Source organism: Rhizobium sp. R693 (assembly GCF_002211315.1).
GTDB lineage: Bacteria > Pseudomonadota > Alphaproteobacteria > Rhizobiales > Rhizobiaceae > Rhizobium.
Window position 1 is genome coordinate 22,964 of the sequence record NZ_LOKY01000007.1, and the last position, 17,855, is coordinate 40,818.

Sequence of the window (17,855 nt, forward strand, 5' to 3'; positions counted from 1 at the left end):
ACCGGCCTTGCCTTGGCTGCCCTCGCTAACCATGCAGCTGTTTAACAGCTCCCACCAGCACGGAGTATTCGACGACCACGCTTCGAGTGCCTACCGAAGCGTCAGTGCAATCGCATCTACGTGAATACCCATCTTGACCATGTTACTCAAAGACCACAGCCGAGGAATTATGGGCTCTCGCAATTGCGTCCTGTAGATCGTCGATCGGTGTAGAATTTACCATTTTGTTGCCTTCAAGTTCCTTCGGCATTTTCCAGCCAGGATCGATCCCTTCCATGTTTGGTAGCTCGTGGGCGATGCCCTTGTGGCAATCTATGCATGTCGCTCGACCGGACAGAAGATATTGAGTGTGTATTTGCGCTGCACGTTGCGTTTGCTTCTGCAAGTCCATCGCCACCGAGGAATGGCAGTTGCGGCATTCAAGGCTGTCATTGGCCTTCATGCGGGCCCACTCGTGCTGGGCGAGTTCCAGACGCTTCTCCAGGAACTTCGGCCGCGTATTGATCGTGCCGAATATCTTGCCCCAGACTTCCTTTGACGCCTGCATCTTTCGCGCGATCTTGTCCGTCCATTGGTGCGGTACGTGGCAGTCGGGACAGGTCGCGCGCACCCCAGAGCGGTTGGAAAAATGGATGGTGCGCGAAAGCTCCTGATAGACGTTGTCATGCATCTCATGGCACGAGACGCAGAACGTCTCCGTGTTGGTAAGTTCTAGCGCAGTGTTGAATGCTCCCCAGAACATGACGCCGCCGATGAACCCGCCGAGCGTGAGCACGCCGAGACCGAGAGTGGCAGCTGGCGTGGTCATGATCCGCCACGCCTCGAGCAAGACTTTCCAGATCCACCCGATCATGACGTCACTCGCTTCCAGTGGGCTTGACGCCCATCTCACTCATGTCCCGGAAGAGGTTGTTCACAAGTGGCCGCACATCCGCCTGCGGCACGTGACATGCGGTGCAGAAATAGCGCCGTGGCGAAACGTCGGCGAGCATCTGGCCGTCACGCGTCATGTAGTGCGTCACGCTGATCATTGGCGCGCCGGACTCCTGCGTGAATTCGCGCTTGTGGCAGGACATGCATCGGTTGGCGTTCACCGACAACTCGTAGCCCTCGATCGAATGAGGGATTATCGGCGGCTGGTCGGGATAGGCGCGCATCCGGCGCTGGTCGTCAACGATCCACTTCGGCAAGGGCGCTGCCGGGCCAACCGCCATCGAGGGCGTCCGTCCGACCAGCTGGGGCGTCGTTGTGGATATCACTTGAGCAATCGCGGCCGTCGCGACGAAAAGCAGCAAACCTGCCGCAACGGCCATCCATTCAGGCCGCCTCACACGGCCACGGGAACAATCTTGACCGCGCATTTCTTGAAATCCGTCTGTTTGGAGATGGGATCGGTGGCGTCGAGGGTAACCTTGTTGATGAGCTGGCTGGCATCGAACCAGGGAACGAAGATGACGCCGGACGGCATACGGTTGCGACCACGGGTTTCGACGCGCGAGCGGATCTCGCCACGGCGTGAGATGATGCGGACTTCCGCCCCCTGGTTGATGCCGCGCTTGCGTGCGTCATCGGCGTTCATGAAGACACGCGCGCCAGGGAAGGCCTTGAAGAGCTCTGGTACACGCATCGTCATCGACCCGGAATGCCAGTGCTCGAGCACGCGGCCGGTGACGAGCCAGAAGTCGAACTCGTCGTCCGGCGATTCGGCCGGTGGCTCGTAGGGCACGGCGATGATGACCGCCTTGCCGTCCGGCTGACCGTAGAAATTCACGCCCTCGCCCTCCTTCACAAATGGATCGAAGCCCTCGCGATAACGCCAGAGCGTCTCCTTTCCGTTGACCACCGGCCAGCGCAGTCCGCGCACTTCGTGGTACATGTTGAAGGGCGCAAGGTCGTGGCCGTGTCCGCGCCCGAACGTGGCGTATTCCTCGAACAGGCCCTTCTGGATGTAGAAGCCGAAGGCCTTTGCTTCGTTGTTGTCATAGCCGGGATCGGTGTCGCTGAGTGCAAAGCGATCCACCTCGCCGTTGCGGAAGATCACATCGTAAAGCGTCTTGCCGCGATAGTCCGGGTTTGCGTCGAGAATGTCTGCGGGCCAGACCTCGTCGGTCGTGAAGCGCTTGGAGAATTCCGCGATTTGCCAAAGGTCAGAGCGTGCCTCTCCGGGCGCCTGGACAAGCTGGCGCCAGAGTTGGGTGCGGCGTTCCGCATTGCCGAAGCCCCCCTCCTTTTCCACCCACATGGCCGCCGGCAAGATGAGGTCGGCGCTCATCGCAGTGATCGTCGGATAGGCATCGGAGACGACGATAAAGTTGTCCGGGTTTCTATAGCCCTTCCAGGTCTCGTTGCTTGTGTTGGGGGCGGCCTGAACGTTGTTGGTGGTCTGCACCCAATAGAAATTGAGTTTGCCGTCATTGAGCATCCGGTCCTGCTGCACGGCGTGGTAGCCCGGCTTGTCGGGGATGATGCCGTTCGGGATGCGCCAGATCTCTTCTGCCCGCTTGCGATGTTCGGGATTGGTGACGGTCATGTCCGCTGGAAGACGATGTGCAAACGTTCCGACTTCGCGTGCGGTGCCGCAGGCGGACGGCTGGCCAGTCAGGGAGAACGGGCTGTTGCCTGGCTCGGATATCTTTCCCGTCAAAAGGTGAATGTTGTAGACCATCTGATTGGCCCAGACACCACGTACATGCTGGTTGAAGCCCATGGTCCAGAGCGACATGACCTTGCGGCTGGGATCCGCATAGAGTTCCGCCAACTGCTCGAGGAAGCCGGAATCGACGCCGGTCAGTTTCGACGTCTTATCCAGGGTGTATTCGGAAACGAAGGTCTTGAAGGCGTCAAAGTCGATCGGCTCCACCTTCGTCGGATCGGCCGCGCCGGCAGCGGCCACTTCCAACGGGTTATCTGGCCTCAAGCCATAGCCGATGTCAGTAACGCCGCGCACGAACCGCGTATGCCGCTCTACGAAGTCCTGGTTGACGCGGCCGGTCTGGATGATGTGATTGGCGATGTAGTTGAGGATTGCAAGATCAGTCCCCGGCTTGATGATGATCGGGATGTCCGCGAGATCCATGCTGCGATGGGTGAAGGTGGAAAGCACCGCGACGCGGACATGCGGCTGCCCGAGCCGGCGGTCGGCGACGCGTGTCCAAAGGATCGGGTGCATCTCCGCCATGTTCGAACCCCAAAGCACGAAAGCATCGGCATTCTCGAAATCGTCATACACGCCCATCGGCTCGTCCATGCCGAAAGTGCGCATGAAGGCATAGGCGGCCGACGCCATGCAGTGCCGTGCATTGGGGTCGAGGTTGTTGGAACGGAACCCCGCCCGCACGAGCTTTGTGGCCGCGTAACCCTCGAAGATCGTCCACTGGCCCGAGCCAAACATGCCGACGGCCGTCGGGCCCTTTTCCTTCAACACCTTCTTGCACTGTGCGGCCATCACGTCGAAGGCTTCGTCCCAACTCACTGGTTCGAACTCGCCGTCCTTGGCATAGACACCGTTGCGTTTGCGCAGAAGCGGCGTTTTCAGCCGGTCCTCGCCGTACATGATCTTCGACAGGAAGTAGCCCTTGATGCAGTTCAGGCCGCGGTTGACCTCCGCCTGCATGTCGCCATGGGTGGCGACCACCTGGCCATTCTTGACGCCAACCATGACGCCGCAGCCAGTCCCACAGAAACGGCATGGGGCCTTGGACCATTTGATCTGCAGAGCGCTGACGCCGCCAGGCACTGGCTGGGCGGAAGCAGGAAGCGCAATGCCCGCTGCAGCAGCAGCCACGGCCGCAGCCTGAGCTTTCAGAATGTCACGCCTTGTCAATTCTCCCGTCATTGCACTGCATCTCCTCCTCGACATGCTCGAACACCATGTTCGCCGCGATCACTCCGTCCAAGAGAGAGATTTGCGACAGACACGCACCCAGTTGGCCAGTACTCGTTCCTTCGATGACGATGATGATCTTGCCGCCGGAATGGGCGTAGATTTCCACGTTCTCCATCTTGCCGAGCGCGGCAAGCACACGCTCGGTGCTGGGTGGCACAGTGGCAACGACAGCACTTGATACGTGATAATGGGACCGCCCGTCAGACATCCGCCGCCTCCACGGTGCGCGCCCGCAATGAAATCGCGTCCGCCGGACAGATGTTGAGGCATGCGCCGCATCCAGTGCACTTTGCACCGTCGAGCTCCGGCACGAAGGGGCCGCCCATGCGAGGACGGAAACGAATGGCTTGTTCGGAGCATGCGTCGGCGCACGACTGGCATGCGATCCGTCGTTGCGCGAGGCAATCATCGCTTATTGCCGCGACGACAGGAAGCCGGAATACGCGCTCGGCCAAGAAAACCGGTTCTGGACATGCCTGGGCGCATTCTCCGCAAAATGTACATTCGCCTTGCGAGAAATCGAGGGATGGCAGACCGCCTGCCATTCGTATTATCCCGGTCGGACATCGCTCCATGCATCTGCCACAACCCGTACAGACGTCTGCAATCGTTGCGGCTGATGCACCGGGTGGAAAAGGGCCGACATTTGCCGTCGCCGGGCTGCCAGAAAGGAATTGACGTCTCGAGATTTTGCTCATGGCCGCCTCAGTGCGCCGCCGGTGGACCAGGGGGGCCGAATACAACTTGGATCATCCACACGATGAAGCCGTAGCCGCCCACGACTCCGACCGCGACCAACGGCCAGATTCCGAACGCCAATATCAGGAAAGTCAAAAACTCCAGCCGCCGCCGCGAAGGCGGGCCGTCAGTTGTTGGGGCTCTTTGTAGAAGCTCAGGCATGGCTGCCTCCCTCACAACCGACGATAACACAGCAATCCCGTCATGGGTAGCACAGCTTGTGTTTGCGTCGTTCCATGAGGAACCGTCTGCGTTGCGCCGAGCCTGTCGCAAAGCGCCGCCCTCGGTGGTCGTCAGCCCTGCGAAACCGCACGATCATAGGCGCTGAAATCCGAGGGTAAAAATAGCAGCGCAGCATCTCCATAAGGTTGTGGCGTCCTCGAATGTTGTCCGCTGGACGCACTTTTGGGTTGATTAACGTGCTAGCGCTCTATCTTCGCTATGTCACTCGTTGAAAAAAGGAGGAAGCTGCGTGATTGTTGAGAAGCAACTCATTTCCAAGATAACGTGGCGGCTCATGCCGTTCCTTGGTATTTTATATCTGATTGCCTACATCGACCGCCAGAATGTGAGCTTTGCCAAGCTCGATATGGTCGGGGCTCTTGGAATGAGCGAATACGCCTATGGGCTGGGCGCATCTCTGTTCTTTGTTGGATATTTCATATTCGAGGTCCCGAGCAATCTGCTTCTCGACAAATTTGGCGCCAGCAAGTGGTTTGCCCGCATTCTTGTTTCGTGGGGCGCGGTCACGATTGCTCTCGCCTACACGCAGAATGCGACGATGTTTTACATTCTTCGCTTCCTGCTTGGGGCGTGCGAGGCAGGGTTCTTTCCTGGCGTCCTCTATCTGCTGACACTGTGGTATCCGTCGGCCTATCGCGGCACCATGGTTGGTCTGTTTATGATCTTCAGTGCCATCGCCAATGCGCTCGGCGCACCGTTGGGCGGTGTGTTGCTGGATCTGGACGGGCTTTATGGGATTGCGGGATGGCAATGGGTCTTCATTGCAACGGGAATACCGGCTGTTATTGCGGGCGTTGTTACCCTGCTTTACCTGGCAGACAGACCCGACGATGCGCCGTTCCTCAGCCATGCGGAAAAGACTTGGCTGAAAGACCGTCTCGCCAAGGAAAATGCCGGCATGGAAGCGTCATCTGGCGACGGGTTCAAAGCGCTGATCAACCCGCGCGTCCTGTTGATGTCGCTATGCTACGTCGGGTTTCCCCTCGCAGCCTACGGTTTGAGCTATTGGCTCCCAACGATCGTCAAGGGCTTTGGCGTCAGCAACACGACCAATGGTCTGTTAAATATCATACCCTGGGTTCTGGTCGCCGTTGCTCTTTATGCCGTGCCTGCCGCTGCCGACCGAGCAGCGTCGAAGACCCCCTATATCGTCATTCCCGCGCTCGTGGGGGCCATTTGCCTTGTATTGTCGGCAATCATTCCTAATCACACGATGCAATTCCTGTTTCTATGTATGGCAGCGGCTGGAATTTTCGCGGGGCAGCCGGTGTTTTGGAGCCTTCCCTCACGGTTCCTCCGGGGTGCGGGGGCAGCGGCCGGACTTGCCGCCATCAACTCGGTGGGGAATCTCGGAGGCTTCATAGCACAAAATGTTGTCCCTTGGATCAAGGATACAACCGGCAGCACAATTGCGCCGATGTTCTTCCTTGCCTTTTGTCTCGCATTGGCTGCGGTTCTCGTCCTGATCGTTGGGCAGATATTGGGCCGGCCGGCCACGGCTCTCGATTCCAAGGCTACCGTGTAGAAAAGCTCAAAGAGGTTTGTCTGCGTCGCCTCCGGCATTTGATGGATAGGATCGGTCGTGAATCTTTGCGGCTCTGTTGTCCAGATTTTGAGACGAGTTCGTAGGGTTTTAGACCCCGCAGCGCTTTCAGCCGACGGCCGAAAATCGTAGGCGTCAATAAAGTCGCTCATATGCCAGCGTAGCTGATCATGGTCGTCGTAATGAAAGCGCTTTACCGTCGCGTTCTTGGTCGTGCGGTTCATCCGTTCGACCTGACCATTGGTCCAGGGATGGGTGGCTCGGTCGATCGAGCCTGATCAAGCTCACATACGGTTACCGGTTGGATGACAGCACCAATATCCCGCTTGCGGCGGCATGAGCCCAAAAGACGAGACCCGTCTTTGATACGGCATGCTCTGCGTCATTCTACATAGTCGCACCGACATAATTGGTGATGCATGTCGTCACGTAACTTGTCCAAAATCGGGCACCAAATCCTAAGACAGTGCCGAACGTGCGAACCTCATTGACCACAAAGTGGCTTTTCATCCCGGTGTTGGTCTGACGCAAGGTTATTCAGTTCAATGGCGACGCCTCGCTAAGGGCGTGACTGCGTCAGGCCTTCACAGCAATCGAGCTGCCTTTCCGCTTCTCCGCGTCGCGTTGCTGTAGTAGCTGGATGCCTGCTGGACCGATCGATGGCGCGACTGTTCCATTGCCTCTCAGGGAGCGGTATCCCGCGTTTGGCCGCTTCCGTGAGATAGCCCGATCGCAGCCCGTGCGCCGAAAACTCCCCCGGCTCGAGACCCGCCATTCTCACGCGCTGCTTGACGATGTCATTGACCGCTTTCGGATCGAGCGCCCGGCGGGAGACGTTGCCCCAGCGATCAATCGCCCGAAACACACTGCCGCTATCGATCTTAGCGGCGGCCAGCCAGGCGTACAGCGCCTCCACCGGCCGGCCGGTCAGATAGACCACCTCCTCCTGGTCGGCACCGGACGTCTTGGTACGGCCGAGATGGATGGCAAGTGAGGGCAGGGGAGGGCCGTCTTCGACCTCGATTGCGGGTTCTACCGTGAGCTGCTCCTTGCGCAGGCCGGCCGCTTCGCTGCGCCGGCGGCCGCCGGAGGCGAAGGCGACCATCAGGATCGCCCGGTCTCTGATGTCGCGCAGGCTGCCGCTGTTGCAGGTGGCCAGCAACTTTGCCAACACATCTGATGTCACCGCTTTCGCGCTTTTGCGGCGACGCGGCCTGCTGCTGGCGCGGACCGCCAGGCGGATCGCCGATTTGAGGGCACGGGGAGGCGAAGGCGCCGTCAAGGCCACGCCATTTCGTCAGCGTCGACCAGGTGGCGAGGCGCCGGCGCACCGTGTCGGGCGCATGCGGGCCGCTGGCTCTCAGATAACCCTGGTCACGAAGACTGTATTGGACCTTGGCCGGCATGCCGTGGTCCGGATCAGTGTGACGTTTTTCCGGGTCCCAAAGATGATGCGCCACGAACTTCAAAAGCAGCGCTTCCGGTGCCGGCCAGGGGAGGGGGCTGCCGGTCGCCGCCAGCGACCAGGCCTGCAGATAGGCGAGGTCGGAGGTCAGCGCCCGCAGCGTATTGTCGCCCATGCCGGCATTGACCAGATGCCGCAGCGTCTCCACGTCCTGGTCGGTCGGCAGTTCGGCCAGCTCGTCGCGGCGCTCGATCGGCAGCACCGCGGCGATCGTGTCGAGCTCCCCGGCGCGCTTCTCGATCGAAGCTGAAGACGCCTTGCTCATCTTGACGGTCCGTTCTCGCCCTGGATGGCATCGTGGTCTGCGGTCTGGCCAGTGATCGTCGGGCGACCCCCGGCTGCCGGTGTCAAAACGGAATCGATCGTGCCGTGACCCCTCCCAAGCATTGCCTCGATGACAGCGACGGGGTGCCCGTCAGAACAGATGACAACCTCATCGTCGCGCAGGGCAAGGTCGATCAGTTCATCCAGTCGCTCCGCCGCCTCGGCAATCTCGACGCAAATTTTCGCTATTGCCCTCTACCAGACGCGCTCATGCAAAATCGCGTCGAATGCGACATCGGTGGAGACGAAGTCGCAATGTTCCAGGCGCGCCTGCGCCGCCAGGATCCGGTCCCAGGGATCGCGATGGTCCCAGTCGAAGGCCGCTGCCAGTTCGGCGTGCAGATCACTGATGGCGAGCGTCTGCAGTCCGCTGGCAGCCACTGCCGCCCGCAATTCCTGCGGCTTCAGGTCGAGCTTTCGCAGGCGCATCTTGTTGTCCAGCTCGTAGAAGGAAACGGCGCTGACGAGAACGGTGTTGCCCTTGTTCTCGATCAGCGACCGCGCCTTCACGGAAAGCCGGTCGCTGCCGATCGTCCACCAGTAGACCGCGTGACTATCGAGCAGAACCTTCATGCCCTGGTCTTGGGACCGGTAGCCCCGCCCTGCCAGACGCCGACATCGTCGTTCCAGTCGCCGGCGTCGATCGCGGCCTGTTCGGCATCATCTTCGTCGAACAGGTCATCGGGCAGGTCCCGCTGGCGCAACAGGCCGAACGGGCGCTTGCCACCGTCGGCCGGGCCGATGCGGGCATAGACCTCATTGCCGCGCATGATGACGATTTCCTCGCCCTGGTTGGCGCGTTCGAGCACCTCGGCGAAATTTTTCCGCGCTTCGCTGATCTTGTAGCGGGTCTGCGGCATCGACGCCTCCGATATTGGTTCCTGGCGGCTTTATAGCACCGTATCAGCGAACGTACAAAGGCGATGTACATCTCACTTCCGATAAGAACCGCCCTATCTGCGTCCCCTTGCCTGCGCCTTTTCGTTGATGGTTTCCTTTTGATTGTAGTTGGAACTTCGTAGGACCCACGCTGTATCTCCTCTGCGATCTCGCTAAGCGCTCGTCTTCTTCTTCGCCGAAAAGTAGAAGATTACAATTCTCATCAGTACTGGCACAGAATCTCAACGGTCGATCGTTTTAAACTGACCCGCGAACTATACGCTGGGGGAACGCTATGACAGGTTCACGTCGAAAGAACTTCAAATATACGGACGAGATGCTCAGGGAAGGGTCGCAAGCCGCCAAGCTTATAGAAACCACGATCCGCGCTGTTGCGACGAAACTGGGCCGTCGACCGAGCCATGCGGACCTAAGAGAAAATGATTGCGGCGCTCTTGCCGGAAAACTGAGTGCCCGGCAGATCCGAGAAATATGCGGGAACCCCGCTCTTCCCGAGCCTCAGGCCCGGGTCACCTGGACAAAGTCACGCTGCGAACAGGCCGTGCAAGACGTGTGGAGGAAGCTCAATCGACGACCGACGCATCAAGATCTTCGCGACCACGGCTATGACAGGGCAGTCACTCTCCTCAAGGCGGCCGACATCGACCGCATTGGCCGAGAGGCAGATTTGCAGCCAAATAGGAAGCGCATGCCCGCCGGGTATTGGACGCAGGAAACTGTAGCGGAAGCCTATCTCCGGAAGTTTGCGGACTTCGACTTCGGTCCGCGACCATTCGAATTGCGTCAGATGGGCGAGGGCGCATTGAAAGCGATGATCGAGCGCAAATACGGGGGGTTCCACCAGTTTGAAACAGCGATCCGTGCCAGATATCCGAGCATGAATTTTAAGGAAAAGCCTGTCACGGCAAATGGGATTGCCCTGGACTCTTTCCGCGAGGTCGCTGCCTATGAGGGTATCTTGCTGCATCTGGGTGTAGAACCAGAAGAGATACTCATCCATCACGAATTTTGTCATGCTGGTGGGCGGGCTTTTCCCGACTTCATCATACGAAGCGTCGTGGTTGAGGTCGTTATGTATGCCCGCGAAAATGAATCGCGACGAAGCATCGAATATTTCAAAAGGCTTAGAGCTAAAATCGCGATGTATCTCGACGCGGGCTTCCAAGCTGTCGAAATCCGTCCTCACGAGGTGGTAAACGCAGATCGAAGAGCGGAATTAATCTCTGCTATCGCGGCCAAACTTGGTACAGAGGTAACGTTCAATGGGTCCGGTCGCAGCATGCGGGAGCACGGATACTGGTCGCCGGAAAATGTTCGAAAGGAAGTGGAAGCACTCGCGGCCGAACTCGGACATTTTCCCAGCTTCCGCGAACTGCAAGATCACGACATCGGCAGTGCCAAGAAGGCCTTGAACCAATATCCTCGAGAAGTACTCGCTGAGGAACTCGACTATACCTTGAAAAAGGCTTCGCATGGATACTGGTCAGATGAGAAGATCCTGGAAGCGTGCCAGAGTCTGTCCGGGAAGGTATTTCCTAGCCGTGGCGTGCTGGAGCGACATAAGACATTGCTCTCGGCAATGAAAAACTCTCCACATTCGATGGATGACTGGCGCCATCTGTTCGAGGCCTTTATCTCGCAAGCAGGTGGACCGATAAAAGCTGCATAGCTTAGAAGCGCAATGCCCGCATACCGACAAACGTTGCGTAATCGACAACCTGCATAAGGATACGCTTCTTGAAGCCTACCCAGATCCGTTGAGCGACCTGTATTGACCGGCTGGAATGTAAGAGGTTTTGGCGATGGCTCAGAGTATACCGCCCGACCGTTGCGCCGTGTCGGGTCGTTATAGTCGCTTGACGCCTGTTGCACCGATCGGTGGCGCGATTGTTCCATTGCTTCGGGTAGCAGAATGCAGGACGACAAGCTCAATCAACTCCTCGGAGTGTCCGGCAGCCTTATCAACATTCGTCGAGATACGCATTCGGGTCCTCGCCTGATATGACCTCTGGCCAATCAAACTGTGAGGTTCCAAGGGCCTCACAGTATGATTCTCAGTGATTTGCGAGCACAAATCAATCACTTCCGATAAGCATTGCTTATCGGAAGTGAGAAACGCAACCCGAAAGCATCATGAGCAGCGGAAGTTAATGCCATTAGGAGCGGCATGATCCTCGATCTGGTGATCGAAGCAGGCAATCCGGCCGACAGCGATCGCTTGCTGCCAATGCTGGAGCGCCACATCGCTTTCTATGGCCACGCGCCACGGCAGGCGGCGGCCGATGGCGGCTATGCCACGCGTAACAACTTGACCACAGCGAAGGCCTGGGGCGTTCGCGACATGGCCTTCCACAAAAAGGCCGGCCTCAGGATCGAGGACATGGTCAAAAGCAAGTGGATCTATCGCAAGCTGCGCAACTTCCGCGCCGGCATCGAAGCCGGAATATCGTGCTTGAAACGCGCTTACGGCCTGGCACGCTGCACCTGGCGCGGCCTCGATCACTTCAAGAGTTACGTCTGGTCCTCGGTCGTGGCCTACAACCTCGTCCTCCTCACCCGCCTCAAACCGACCTGATGCCGACCGGGCATCGCAACTGCCTCGCACCGGCCCATGCCGGCCCTCGTGGCGCCCCCGCCACCACCCTGCAACGCCGCTCTGACGAAAACCACCGCCAATAATCCCGTCCAGGTCCCCCAGGCGATGCCAACCGAAGATAAGCGATGGCAAACGCTACAAAATATGCGCGTTTATGGACGGAAACTAGCTACGCCGCTACGCAAGGCGCTAACAGTAGTAGATTCCGGCCGCGCAGCGCCGCACCGAGCGCCGCGCCACTCCGGCCGCGCTGACCGGTGTAAACGGGCGTCCGACCCTCGCCTCGGCCGGCGAGATCAGGCCGTACGAACTCGGGGGTAAGAGTTGTTCCGTCGCTTGCAACCCCAGAAATCCGACGCTGCAAACAAGCAGCGCTATTTTCAGTTTCCTCGACACGGTCATTGCGCGCCTCCTTTGGCAATGTGATCCGGCAATTCATCGGTATCGGTAAGTTCCCTCACATCGACTTTCTTCGCACCGCCCTCGTTCTTGAAGCCAAAATCGTCCGCGGCAACTTCGCTGCCGGTTTTCCAGTCCCTGACCTGGACGCTGTATTGCGGCGCCTGATCGACCTCCTTGGAGGTGATGACATAACGACATGGATAGGGGCGCTCGCCTTGCGCGATCCATATCTGCCAGTCGACGTCTTTGTTGCGAAACGCCAGATGGTCGCATTCGGCGCCACCGATTACTCCGCTGCCAAGGTCCTTCACGTCGACCACGTCAGTCATCAGAGCGTCGTAGACAGTTGACGAGAGCAAATCTGCGCCGGGAACCGGTCTGTGGTACTTGTTTCGTAGCTCGTCGATGAGATTATCCAGCGTACCGGGCGCTTCAACCTCCGTGTAAAGGTTGGTATCCTTGCGGACCACCGTCAACGTTTTTCCGTTGAAGATCATTTCGATGCTCGCGAACCCGCCTTCCCGCGTCGCGCGAAGCTTGTCAGGCCGCTTGAGTGCAACGGTCCCGGTGCTGGCAAGCAGGAGCTTCTGATGGTCGGCGGTAACGAATTCGAGATTCGTGTCGTAGCCGAACGAGATCGACTGCTGCGCCGTCAAGTAGTCAGACATCGCCTTGAGCAACTGCCTGGCGTCAGCTTCGTCGGCATGGGTTGCCGACAAGAATCCCGAAGCGATCAAGGCGAACGCCCCGGCCGCGAAAGCCGCAGCGAAACAATGCTGGGATCTTCCTGATGGTCTGGTCATCGACGCATGCCCTCCTGAGTGGATTGTTGCAATCGGCGAACTCTACAGTCGGGCGACGGAAAACGCCCGTAACATCTGGTAGCATCTATGCGGTTACGGCCCCAGACACTGGCCGTACGCCGGTCAACGTGGCACAAGCACGGACGAACTGAAGCGGCAGCAGCATCGATGCTCGTACTTCGTGTGACGCCGGCGGGCCCGCCTTCCTTAGATCGGCGATGGGCCTCGCCCGGTCGCCAGGCTGGAAGTTTGGTTCATCCTCACTTTCTGTGATTCAGCGGCAGCATTCTCGCCCTCATCATTTCTGGGCCGGCGCGACCGTACATTGCTCGCTTCAGCATCTTGAGGCGGTTGATCTGCCCTTCGGCTTGGCCGTTGCTCCACGGGAGTTCGATTGCATTTTTTACGGCATCAATATCCCGGCGCAAAACGCTGGCGAAAAGCATGATTGCCGTGAACACGGTGTCGATGGCATCGTCGATCCATTCATCCAGTGCTTGCGAGCGCCTGCTGCGCAAGATGCCGTTGAAGCGCATGGCCAAGCCACGCATGATGGCGAACGCTCGAGAGCCCTGCTTCAATGCATTGACCTTTCTGGCCTGACGATCTGTCAGCAGGCCGCGCGGTTTTATGCACAAAGCTGCAGCCACTACGGACGAGATCATATGGCCCGTATCGGGATCGCGGACGGGTTCTGAAACATCCATATCCGGAGGCGGCTCGGCTCAGAGCACGACTTCCGCGACTAACTACAGTTTTCGTTTAAGCGCTTTTCCCTTGCCGTGGCACGCGGCGGCGAGCCGCAAAGGGCGACGAGCGTCTCGCCATGGGTCACGTCGCCATCGGCCGCAGCGCGGGACGGGCAGATCGCCAGACCGGTGAGAATGGAAATCGATGCGATTTTCATGACCTTCAGAACGCGGTAGCGCCCTTGTGTCGGGAGCGAAAGACGTAGCGCCCGCGGCCGCAAGGCGGTAGCGTGTTCCTGCTGAATTCTTGCCCAATACTCTGGAAATCAAAATAATGCGATAACACTGGAGAGCGATCGCGAGATAGGCGACAATTGGATGGGAAGGCTCAAAGGAGGAAATTTTGTCTGACGAAGAGGATCTCAAGGCTCAGACTGCGGCAACCCGCTCGCGGATTCTCGGCGTTCTGTCGCAATTGCCGTGGGACGGCGTGAGCTTCAGGCACGACATACCGGGGCTTTCGCTCTATCGGGTCGTCGAACCCGCTGGGCCTTTCTTCCATCTGTATGAACCCAGCCTCTCGTTGATCATCGGCGGCAGCAAGCGCGTCCGTATCGGAGACGAAACACTCGTCTATGATGAAACTCGCTTCTTCCTGACAACGATAGGGCTGCCGATGACCGGCCAGATCTGCGAGGCGAGCAAGACAGAGCCCTATGTCGCCGCAAGGCTGCGGCTGGATCTCGAAGCGCTTCGGCGATTTATTGCCAGCCACGATCTGCATCCGACGGATATGTCCGATCGCGACCGCGGCGTCGTAGTCGGTACGGTTACGCCGGAACTGTACGATGCTTTCTGGCGACTGATTTCGCTGGTGAATTCGCCGAACGACATACCGTTCATGGCAAATCATATTCAGAATGAGATCTATTACCGCCTTCTCACCGGCGAGCAGGGCGCACGGCTGCGCCGATTTGCGTTCGCCGGAACCAACAGCAACCGCGTGGCAAAGGCGGTTGCCTGGCTGAAGGAGAACTACACGATGCCGCTTCGTGTCGAGGCCCTGGCAGACATGGCAAATATGGGCGTCTCCACGCTGCACCATCATTTCCGCGCGATGACAACGATGAGTCCGCTGCAATTCCAGAAGCATCTTCGGCTGCACCATGCGCGGGAACTGATGCTTTCCGGATCGCTCGATGCGGCGACGGCGGCGCTCAGGGTCGGCTACGAAAGTCCCACCCAGTTCAGCCGCGAATATCGCCGCATGTTCGGCCATCCACCCCTGCGCGACGTCAAGGCGATCCTCAATTCAGGCGATTCAGCAAGCCGGGGCTCGGTCGGCTAGCGCAGTTGGTGGCTGGAGTGGCCGCGGGAAAGCTTGAGGTCGGAATTGGCCCATTGTGAGCTTTGTGACAGGATCAGGCAATAATCAGACAGGATCGAACCTATCGGGCCTCGGGATGGTCTTATAGGTTTACCCGGCAGATGACGACTTCAAAGGAGTCCGGACCGGCTGGGCCAGGGCCGATGTTCCGTAAGCGTGCGCCACAACGCGAGGAGAAGACCATGGTGACTTTGACGATAAACGACAACGAATACAAGGTCGAGGCGGAGCCGGATATGCCGCTTCTCTGGGTAATCCGGGACCTCGTTGGCCTGACTGGAACGAAATTCGGTTGCGGCATGGCGCAATGTGGCGCCTGCACCGTGCTGCTCGACGGCGCGGCGGTGCGTTCCTGCCAGACATTCGTCGGTGATGTCGGCGAGGCAAAGGTGACGACTATCGAGGGGCTCTCGGGCAAGGTGGCGCAAACCGTGCAGACGGTCTGGGCCGATCTCGACGTGCCGCAATGCGGTTATTGTCAGTCCGGCCAGATCATGTCGGCGACCGATCTGCTCACGAACAATTCGAAGCCCACCGATGATGATATCGACGCTGCGATGACCGGCAATCTCTGTCGTTGCGCCACCTATCATCGCATTCGTGCCGGCATTCACGAAGCTGCCAAGCGTTTGGAGGCCTGAACGATGATCCCGAAACTGATGCAATCCCTCTCGCTTCCTGTGGCGAAGAGGCAGGCCTCCCGTCGGCAGTTCATGCTCGGCGCGCTGGCCGCCGGCGGCGGCATCGCCGTGGGCTATCATATCCTTTCCGCATCCTCTGCGGTCGCAAGCGAAACGGCGGCGGACGGCCACAAGGCGGCGGCCTTCACACCCTATCTGACGATAGACGAGAACGGCCAGGTCATGGTGCTATCGTCGCAGTTCGAAATGGGGCAGGGATCCTATAACGGCCTTGCCACGCTCGTCGCGGAAGAGCTCGACGCCGATTGGCAGGCCATCGATGTCCGCGGAGTTGCCGGCAACGTGAAGGCCTATGGCAATGTCGCCTTCGGCGGCGCCATCCAGGGAACAGGTGGCTCCACGTCGATGGTGACTTCCTGGGAGCGTTACCGCAAGGCGGGCGCTGCGGCGCGTGCCATGCTTGTGGCTGCTGCTGCAACGGAATGGGGCGTTCAACCGTCGGAGATCACGGTCGAAAACGGTGTGCTGGCGCACCCCTCCGGCAAGACGGCCGGCTTCGGGGTATTCGCGACCAAGGCTGCAGCCGTGCCGGTGCCCGCCGACGTGAAGCTCAAGCAGCCTGCTGATTGGAAACTGATCGGCAATGCCAAGCTGAAGCGGTTCGATAGCGCCCGCAAGGCGAATGGAACAGAGCAATACACGATTGACGTCAAACTGCCCGGCATGCTGACGGCGGTGATGATCCACCCGCCCATGTTCGGTGCCAAGGTCAAGTCTTTCGATGCCGCCGCGGCAAGAGCCGTGAAGGGGGTCGTCGATGTCGTCGAGACGCCCCGCGGCATTGCCGTTGTCGGCGAGCATATGTGGGCTGCGATCAAGGGCCGCGAAGCCGTCAATGTCGTGTGGGACGATGCGGCGGCCGAAAAGCGGAGCACGCCCGAACTCATGGCGATGTACCGGGACCTTGCGGAAAAGGCGCCGGTGGCCCTCGCGCGCAAGGACGGCGATGTCGAAGTCGGCTTTGCGGCTGCGACCAAGGTCATCGAGGCAACCTTCGAGTTTCCTTACCTGGCGCATTCGGCGATGGAACCGCTCAATGCGGTCGCCCGCCGGAACGAGGACGGGACACTGGAAATCTGGGGCGGACATCAGTTCCCCGATGTCTACCAGATGCTCGCCGGGCAGATCGTCGGCATTACGCCCGACAAGGTGCAACTGCACGTCATGAAATCCGGTGGCAGCTTCGGCCGCCGCGCCGTGTTCGATGGCGATGTGGTCGTCGAATCCGTCTATGTCGCCAAGGCAATCGGATTCCGGGCGCCGGTGAAGGTGCAGTGGACCCGCGAGGACGACATGCGGGCGGGCCGCTATCGCCCCTCCTATGTGCACAAGCTCAAGGCCGGGATCGATGGCGACGGAAAGCTCGTTGCCTGGAGCGACCATATCGTCGGTCAATCCATCATGGCGAAGACTGCTTTCGAGGGCATGGTTCAGAACGGGGTCGACCCGACATCGGTTGAAGGGGCGAGCAACCTGCCCTATGCCATTCCCAATCAGACGGTTGGTCTGACGACCACGGATGTCGGGGTGCCCGTCCTCTGGTGGCGGTCCGTAGGGTCGACCCATACCGCCTTCGCCGCCGAAGCTTTCATCGACCAGATTGCCGAGACGGCGGGGCGTGATCCGATCGAGTACCGTCTTTCGATGCTCGAGCCGCAGTCGCGTCATGCGATCGTGCTCAAGCTCGCCGCGGAGAAGGCCGAATGGAGCAAGCCGCTGCCGAAAGGTCGTTTCCGCGGTGTTGCGGTTGCGGAGAGCTTCGGGTCGGTCGTCGCGCAGATTGCGGAGGTTTCGACCGACGGAAGCGGCGGCATCAAGGTCGAACGCGTCATCGCAGCCGTCGATTGCGGCCTGGCGGTCAATCCGGATCAGGTCCGCGCGCAAGTCGAAGGTGGAATTGGTTTCGGCCTGGGCGCCATTCTGGGCGAGGAAATCACCTTGACGTCTGGCAAGGTAGATCAGGGTAACTTCGACATGTACACGCCTCTACGGATCGATGCGATGCCGGCGGTGGAGGTTCATATCCTCGCCTCTGCCAATCCGCCCTCGGGCATCGGCGAGCCGGGTGTTCCGCCCGTCGGCCCTGCCGTTGCCAATGCCGTCTACAAGGCGCTGGGCAAGCGGATACAGTCCATGCCCTTCTCTAAGACACTAAATACGTGATTTGTTGTCCCCAGC

16 protein-coding genes and 4 pseudogenes are annotated in these 17,855 nt (G+C 59.3%); 6 read left to right on the forward strand and 14 right to left on the reverse strand.

The features are described from left to right. Nucleotides 1-142 precede the first annotated feature (142 nt). Genes ATY79_RS08330 through ATY79_RS08355 form a run of 6 tightly spaced genes read right to left on the reverse strand, consistent with a single transcriptional unit; the run spans nucleotide 143 to nucleotide 4,786 of the window. Nucleotides 143-850: a NapC/NirT family cytochrome c gene (locus ATY79_RS08330; protein ID WP_088703579.1), complete on the reverse strand. Its 708-nt coding sequence runs from the start codon at nucleotides 848-850 to the stop codon at nucleotides 143-145. 7 nt (nucleotides 851-857) lie between these two features. After that, nucleotides 858-1,361: a nitrate reductase cytochrome c-type subunit gene (locus ATY79_RS08335; RefSeq protein WP_088703455.1), complete on the reverse strand. Its 504-nt coding sequence runs from the start codon at nucleotides 1,359-1,361 to the stop codon at nucleotides 858-860. After that, a complete protein-coding gene (gene napA, locus ATY79_RS08340) occupies nucleotides 1,328-3,835 on the reverse strand; it encodes a periplasmic nitrate reductase subunit alpha (protein ID WP_088703456.1) in 2,508 nt (835 codons plus the stop codon). The genes ATY79_RS08335 and napA overlap by 34 nt, the downstream gene beginning before the upstream one ends. Continuing rightward, on the reverse strand, nucleotides 3,810-4,094 hold the full coding sequence (locus ATY79_RS08345) for a chaperone NapD (protein ID WP_088703457.1): 285 nt from the start codon (nucleotides 4,092-4,094) through the stop codon (nucleotides 3,810-3,812). Before ATY79_RS08345 ends, napA begins: the two co-directional genes overlap by 26 nt. After that, nucleotides 4,087-4,584, reverse strand: a complete 498-nt coding sequence (locus ATY79_RS08350; RefSeq protein ID WP_088703458.1) for a ferredoxin-type protein NapF — start codon at nucleotides 4,582-4,584, stop codon at nucleotides 4,087-4,089. The genes ATY79_RS08345 and ATY79_RS08350 overlap by 8 nt, the downstream gene beginning before the upstream one ends. Nucleotides 4,585-4,591: 7 nt before the next feature. Continuing rightward, nucleotides 4,592-4,786: a nitrate reductase gene (locus tag ATY79_RS08355; protein WP_088703459.1), complete on the reverse strand. Its 195-nt coding sequence runs from the start codon at nucleotides 4,784-4,786 to the stop codon at nucleotides 4,592-4,594. Nucleotides 4,787-5,096: 310 nt separating this feature from the next. Between ATY79_RS08355 and ATY79_RS08360 the strand changes: the two genes are divergently transcribed. Further along, nucleotides 5,097-6,392 carry an MFS transporter gene (locus ATY79_RS08360; protein ID WP_088703460.1) on the forward strand — a complete coding sequence of 432 codons (1,296 nt, stop codon included), beginning with the start codon at nucleotides 5,097-5,099 and terminating at the stop codon, nucleotides 6,390-6,392. Nucleotides 6,393-6,427: 35 nt separating this feature from the next. Here the strand turns inward: ATY79_RS08360 and ATY79_RS08365 are convergent. The 4 genes and pseudogenes from ATY79_RS08365 to ATY79_RS08385 all read right to left on the reverse strand — a co-directional run. Continuing rightward, nucleotides 6,428-6,664, reverse strand: a pseudogene (locus ATY79_RS08365) (integrase core domain-containing protein); the annotation flags it as partial. Between the two features lie 330 nt (nucleotides 6,665-6,994). Then, nucleotides 6,995-8,140: pseudogene (locus ATY79_RS08370) on the reverse strand (tyrosine-type recombinase/integrase). A 254-nt stretch (nucleotides 8,141-8,394) separates the two neighbouring features. Next, the gene (locus ATY79_RS08380; protein ID WP_088703462.1) at nucleotides 8,395-8,772 is read right to left on the reverse strand and encodes a type II toxin-antitoxin system VapC family toxin; all 378 of its coding nucleotides are present in this window, start codon (nucleotides 8,770-8,772) and stop codon (nucleotides 8,395-8,397) included. Continuing rightward, a complete protein-coding gene (locus ATY79_RS08385) occupies nucleotides 8,769-9,059 on the reverse strand; it encodes a type II toxin-antitoxin system prevent-host-death family antitoxin (protein WP_088703463.1) in 291 nt (96 codons plus the stop codon). The genes ATY79_RS08380 and ATY79_RS08385 overlap by 4 nt, the downstream gene beginning before the upstream one ends. 314 nt (nucleotides 9,060-9,373) lie before the next feature. On the opposite strand from ATY79_RS08385, the gene ATY79_RS30785 reads away from it, so the two are divergent. Then, nucleotides 9,374-10,768, forward strand: a complete 1,395-nt coding sequence (locus ATY79_RS30785; protein WP_189637977.1) for a hypothetical protein — start codon at nucleotides 9,374-9,376, stop codon at nucleotides 10,766-10,768. Nucleotides 10,769-11,257: 489 nt separating this feature from the next. After that, a pseudogene (locus tag ATY79_RS08405) lies at nucleotides 11,258-11,674 on the forward strand (transposase); the annotation flags it as partial. A 210-nt stretch (nucleotides 11,675-11,884) separates the two neighbouring features. On the opposite strand, the gene ATY79_RS31340 reads toward ATY79_RS08405, so the two are convergent. The 4 genes and pseudogenes from ATY79_RS31340 to ATY79_RS30790 all read right to left on the reverse strand — a co-directional run bounded on the left by ATY79_RS31340 (nucleotide 11,885) and on the right by ATY79_RS30790 (nucleotide 13,807). After that, on the reverse strand, nucleotides 11,885-12,097 hold the full coding sequence (locus tag ATY79_RS31340; protein ID WP_088703467.1) for a hypothetical protein: 213 nt from the start codon (nucleotides 12,095-12,097) through the stop codon (nucleotides 11,885-11,887). Further along, complete coding sequence (locus ATY79_RS08415) at nucleotides 12,094-12,900, reverse strand: DUF2092 domain-containing protein (protein ID WP_088703468.1); 807 nt, start codon at nucleotides 12,898-12,900, stop codon at nucleotides 12,094-12,096. The genes ATY79_RS31340 and ATY79_RS08415 overlap by 4 nt, the downstream gene beginning before the upstream one ends. A 260-nt stretch (nucleotides 12,901-13,160) precedes the next feature. Then, a pseudogene (locus tag ATY79_RS08420) lies at nucleotides 13,161-13,598 on the reverse strand (transposase); the annotation flags it as partial. Nucleotides 13,599-13,645: 47 nt separating this feature from the next. Further along, nucleotides 13,646-13,807: a hypothetical protein gene (locus ATY79_RS30790; protein WP_189637978.1), complete on the reverse strand. Its 162-nt coding sequence runs from the start codon at nucleotides 13,805-13,807 to the stop codon at nucleotides 13,646-13,648. A 182-nt stretch (nucleotides 13,808-13,989) separates the two neighbouring features. Here ATY79_RS30790 and ATY79_RS08430 point away from each other — a divergent pair, with 182 nt between their 5' ends. From ATY79_RS08430 to ATY79_RS08440, 3 genes are all read left to right on the forward strand, one after another. Beyond that, complete coding sequence (locus tag ATY79_RS08430; RefSeq protein ID WP_189637983.1) at nucleotides 13,990-14,937, forward strand: AraC family transcriptional regulator; 948 nt, start codon at nucleotides 13,990-13,992, stop codon at nucleotides 14,935-14,937. A gap of 221 nt (nucleotides 14,938-15,158) precedes the next feature. Next, nucleotides 15,159-15,617 (forward strand): (2Fe-2S)-binding protein, encoded by a 459-nt coding sequence (locus ATY79_RS08435; protein WP_088703471.1) that lies wholly within the window; start codon nucleotides 15,159-15,161, stop codon nucleotides 15,615-15,617. 3 nt (nucleotides 15,618-15,620) lie between these two features. Further along, a complete protein-coding gene (locus ATY79_RS08440) occupies nucleotides 15,621-17,840 on the forward strand; it encodes a xanthine dehydrogenase family protein molybdopterin-binding subunit (protein WP_088703472.1) in 2,220 nt (739 codons plus the stop codon). Nucleotides 17,841-17,855 lie beyond the last annotated feature (15 nt).

Coding starts and splice junctions, on each gene's coding strand:
- ATY79_RS08335 (WP_088703455.1), bottom strand. CDS start 1,361: ATGCGCGGTCAAGATTGTTCCCGTGGCCGTGTGAGGCGGCCTGAATGG.
- napA (WP_088703456.1), bottom strand. CDS start 3,835: ATGACGGGAGAATTGACAAGGCGTGACATTCTGAAAGCTCAGGCTGCG.
- ATY79_RS08345 (WP_088703457.1), bottom strand. CDS start 4,094: ATGTCTGACGGGCGGTCCCATTATCACGTATCAAGTGCTGTCGTTGCC.
- ATY79_RS08350 (WP_088703458.1), bottom strand. CDS start 4,584: ATGAGCAAAATCTCGAGACGTCAATTCCTTTCTGGCAGCCCGGCGACG.
- ATY79_RS08355 (WP_088703459.1), bottom strand. CDS start 4,786: ATGCCTGAGCTTCTACAAAGAGCCCCAACAACTGACGGCCCGCCTTCG.
- ATY79_RS08380 (WP_088703462.1), bottom strand. CDS start 8,772: ATGAAGGTTCTGCTCGATAGTCACGCGGTCTACTGGTGGACGATCGGC.
- ATY79_RS08385 (WP_088703463.1), bottom strand. CDS start 9,059: ATGCCGCAGACCCGCTACAAGATCAGCGAAGCGCGGAAAAATTTCGCC.
- ATY79_RS30785 (WP_189637977.1), top strand. CDS start 9,374: ATGACAGGTTCACGTCGAAAGAACTTCAAATATACGGACGAGATGCTC.
- ATY79_RS31340 (WP_088703467.1), bottom strand. CDS start 12,097: ATGACCGTGTCGAGGAAACTGAAAATAGCGCTGCTTGTTTGCAGCGTC.
- ATY79_RS08415 (WP_088703468.1), bottom strand. CDS start 12,900: ATGACCAGACCATCAGGAAGATCCCAGCATTGTTTCGCTGCGGCTTTC.
- ATY79_RS30790 (WP_189637978.1), bottom strand. CDS start 13,807: ATGAAAATCGCATCGATTTCCATTCTCACCGGTCTGGCGATCTGCCCG.
- ATY79_RS08435 (WP_088703471.1), top strand. CDS start 15,159: ATGGTGACTTTGACGATAAACGACAACGAATACAAGGTCGAGGCGGAG.
- ATY79_RS08440 (WP_088703472.1), top strand. CDS start 15,621: ATGATCCCGAAACTGATGCAATCCCTCTCGCTTCCTGTGGCGAAGAGG.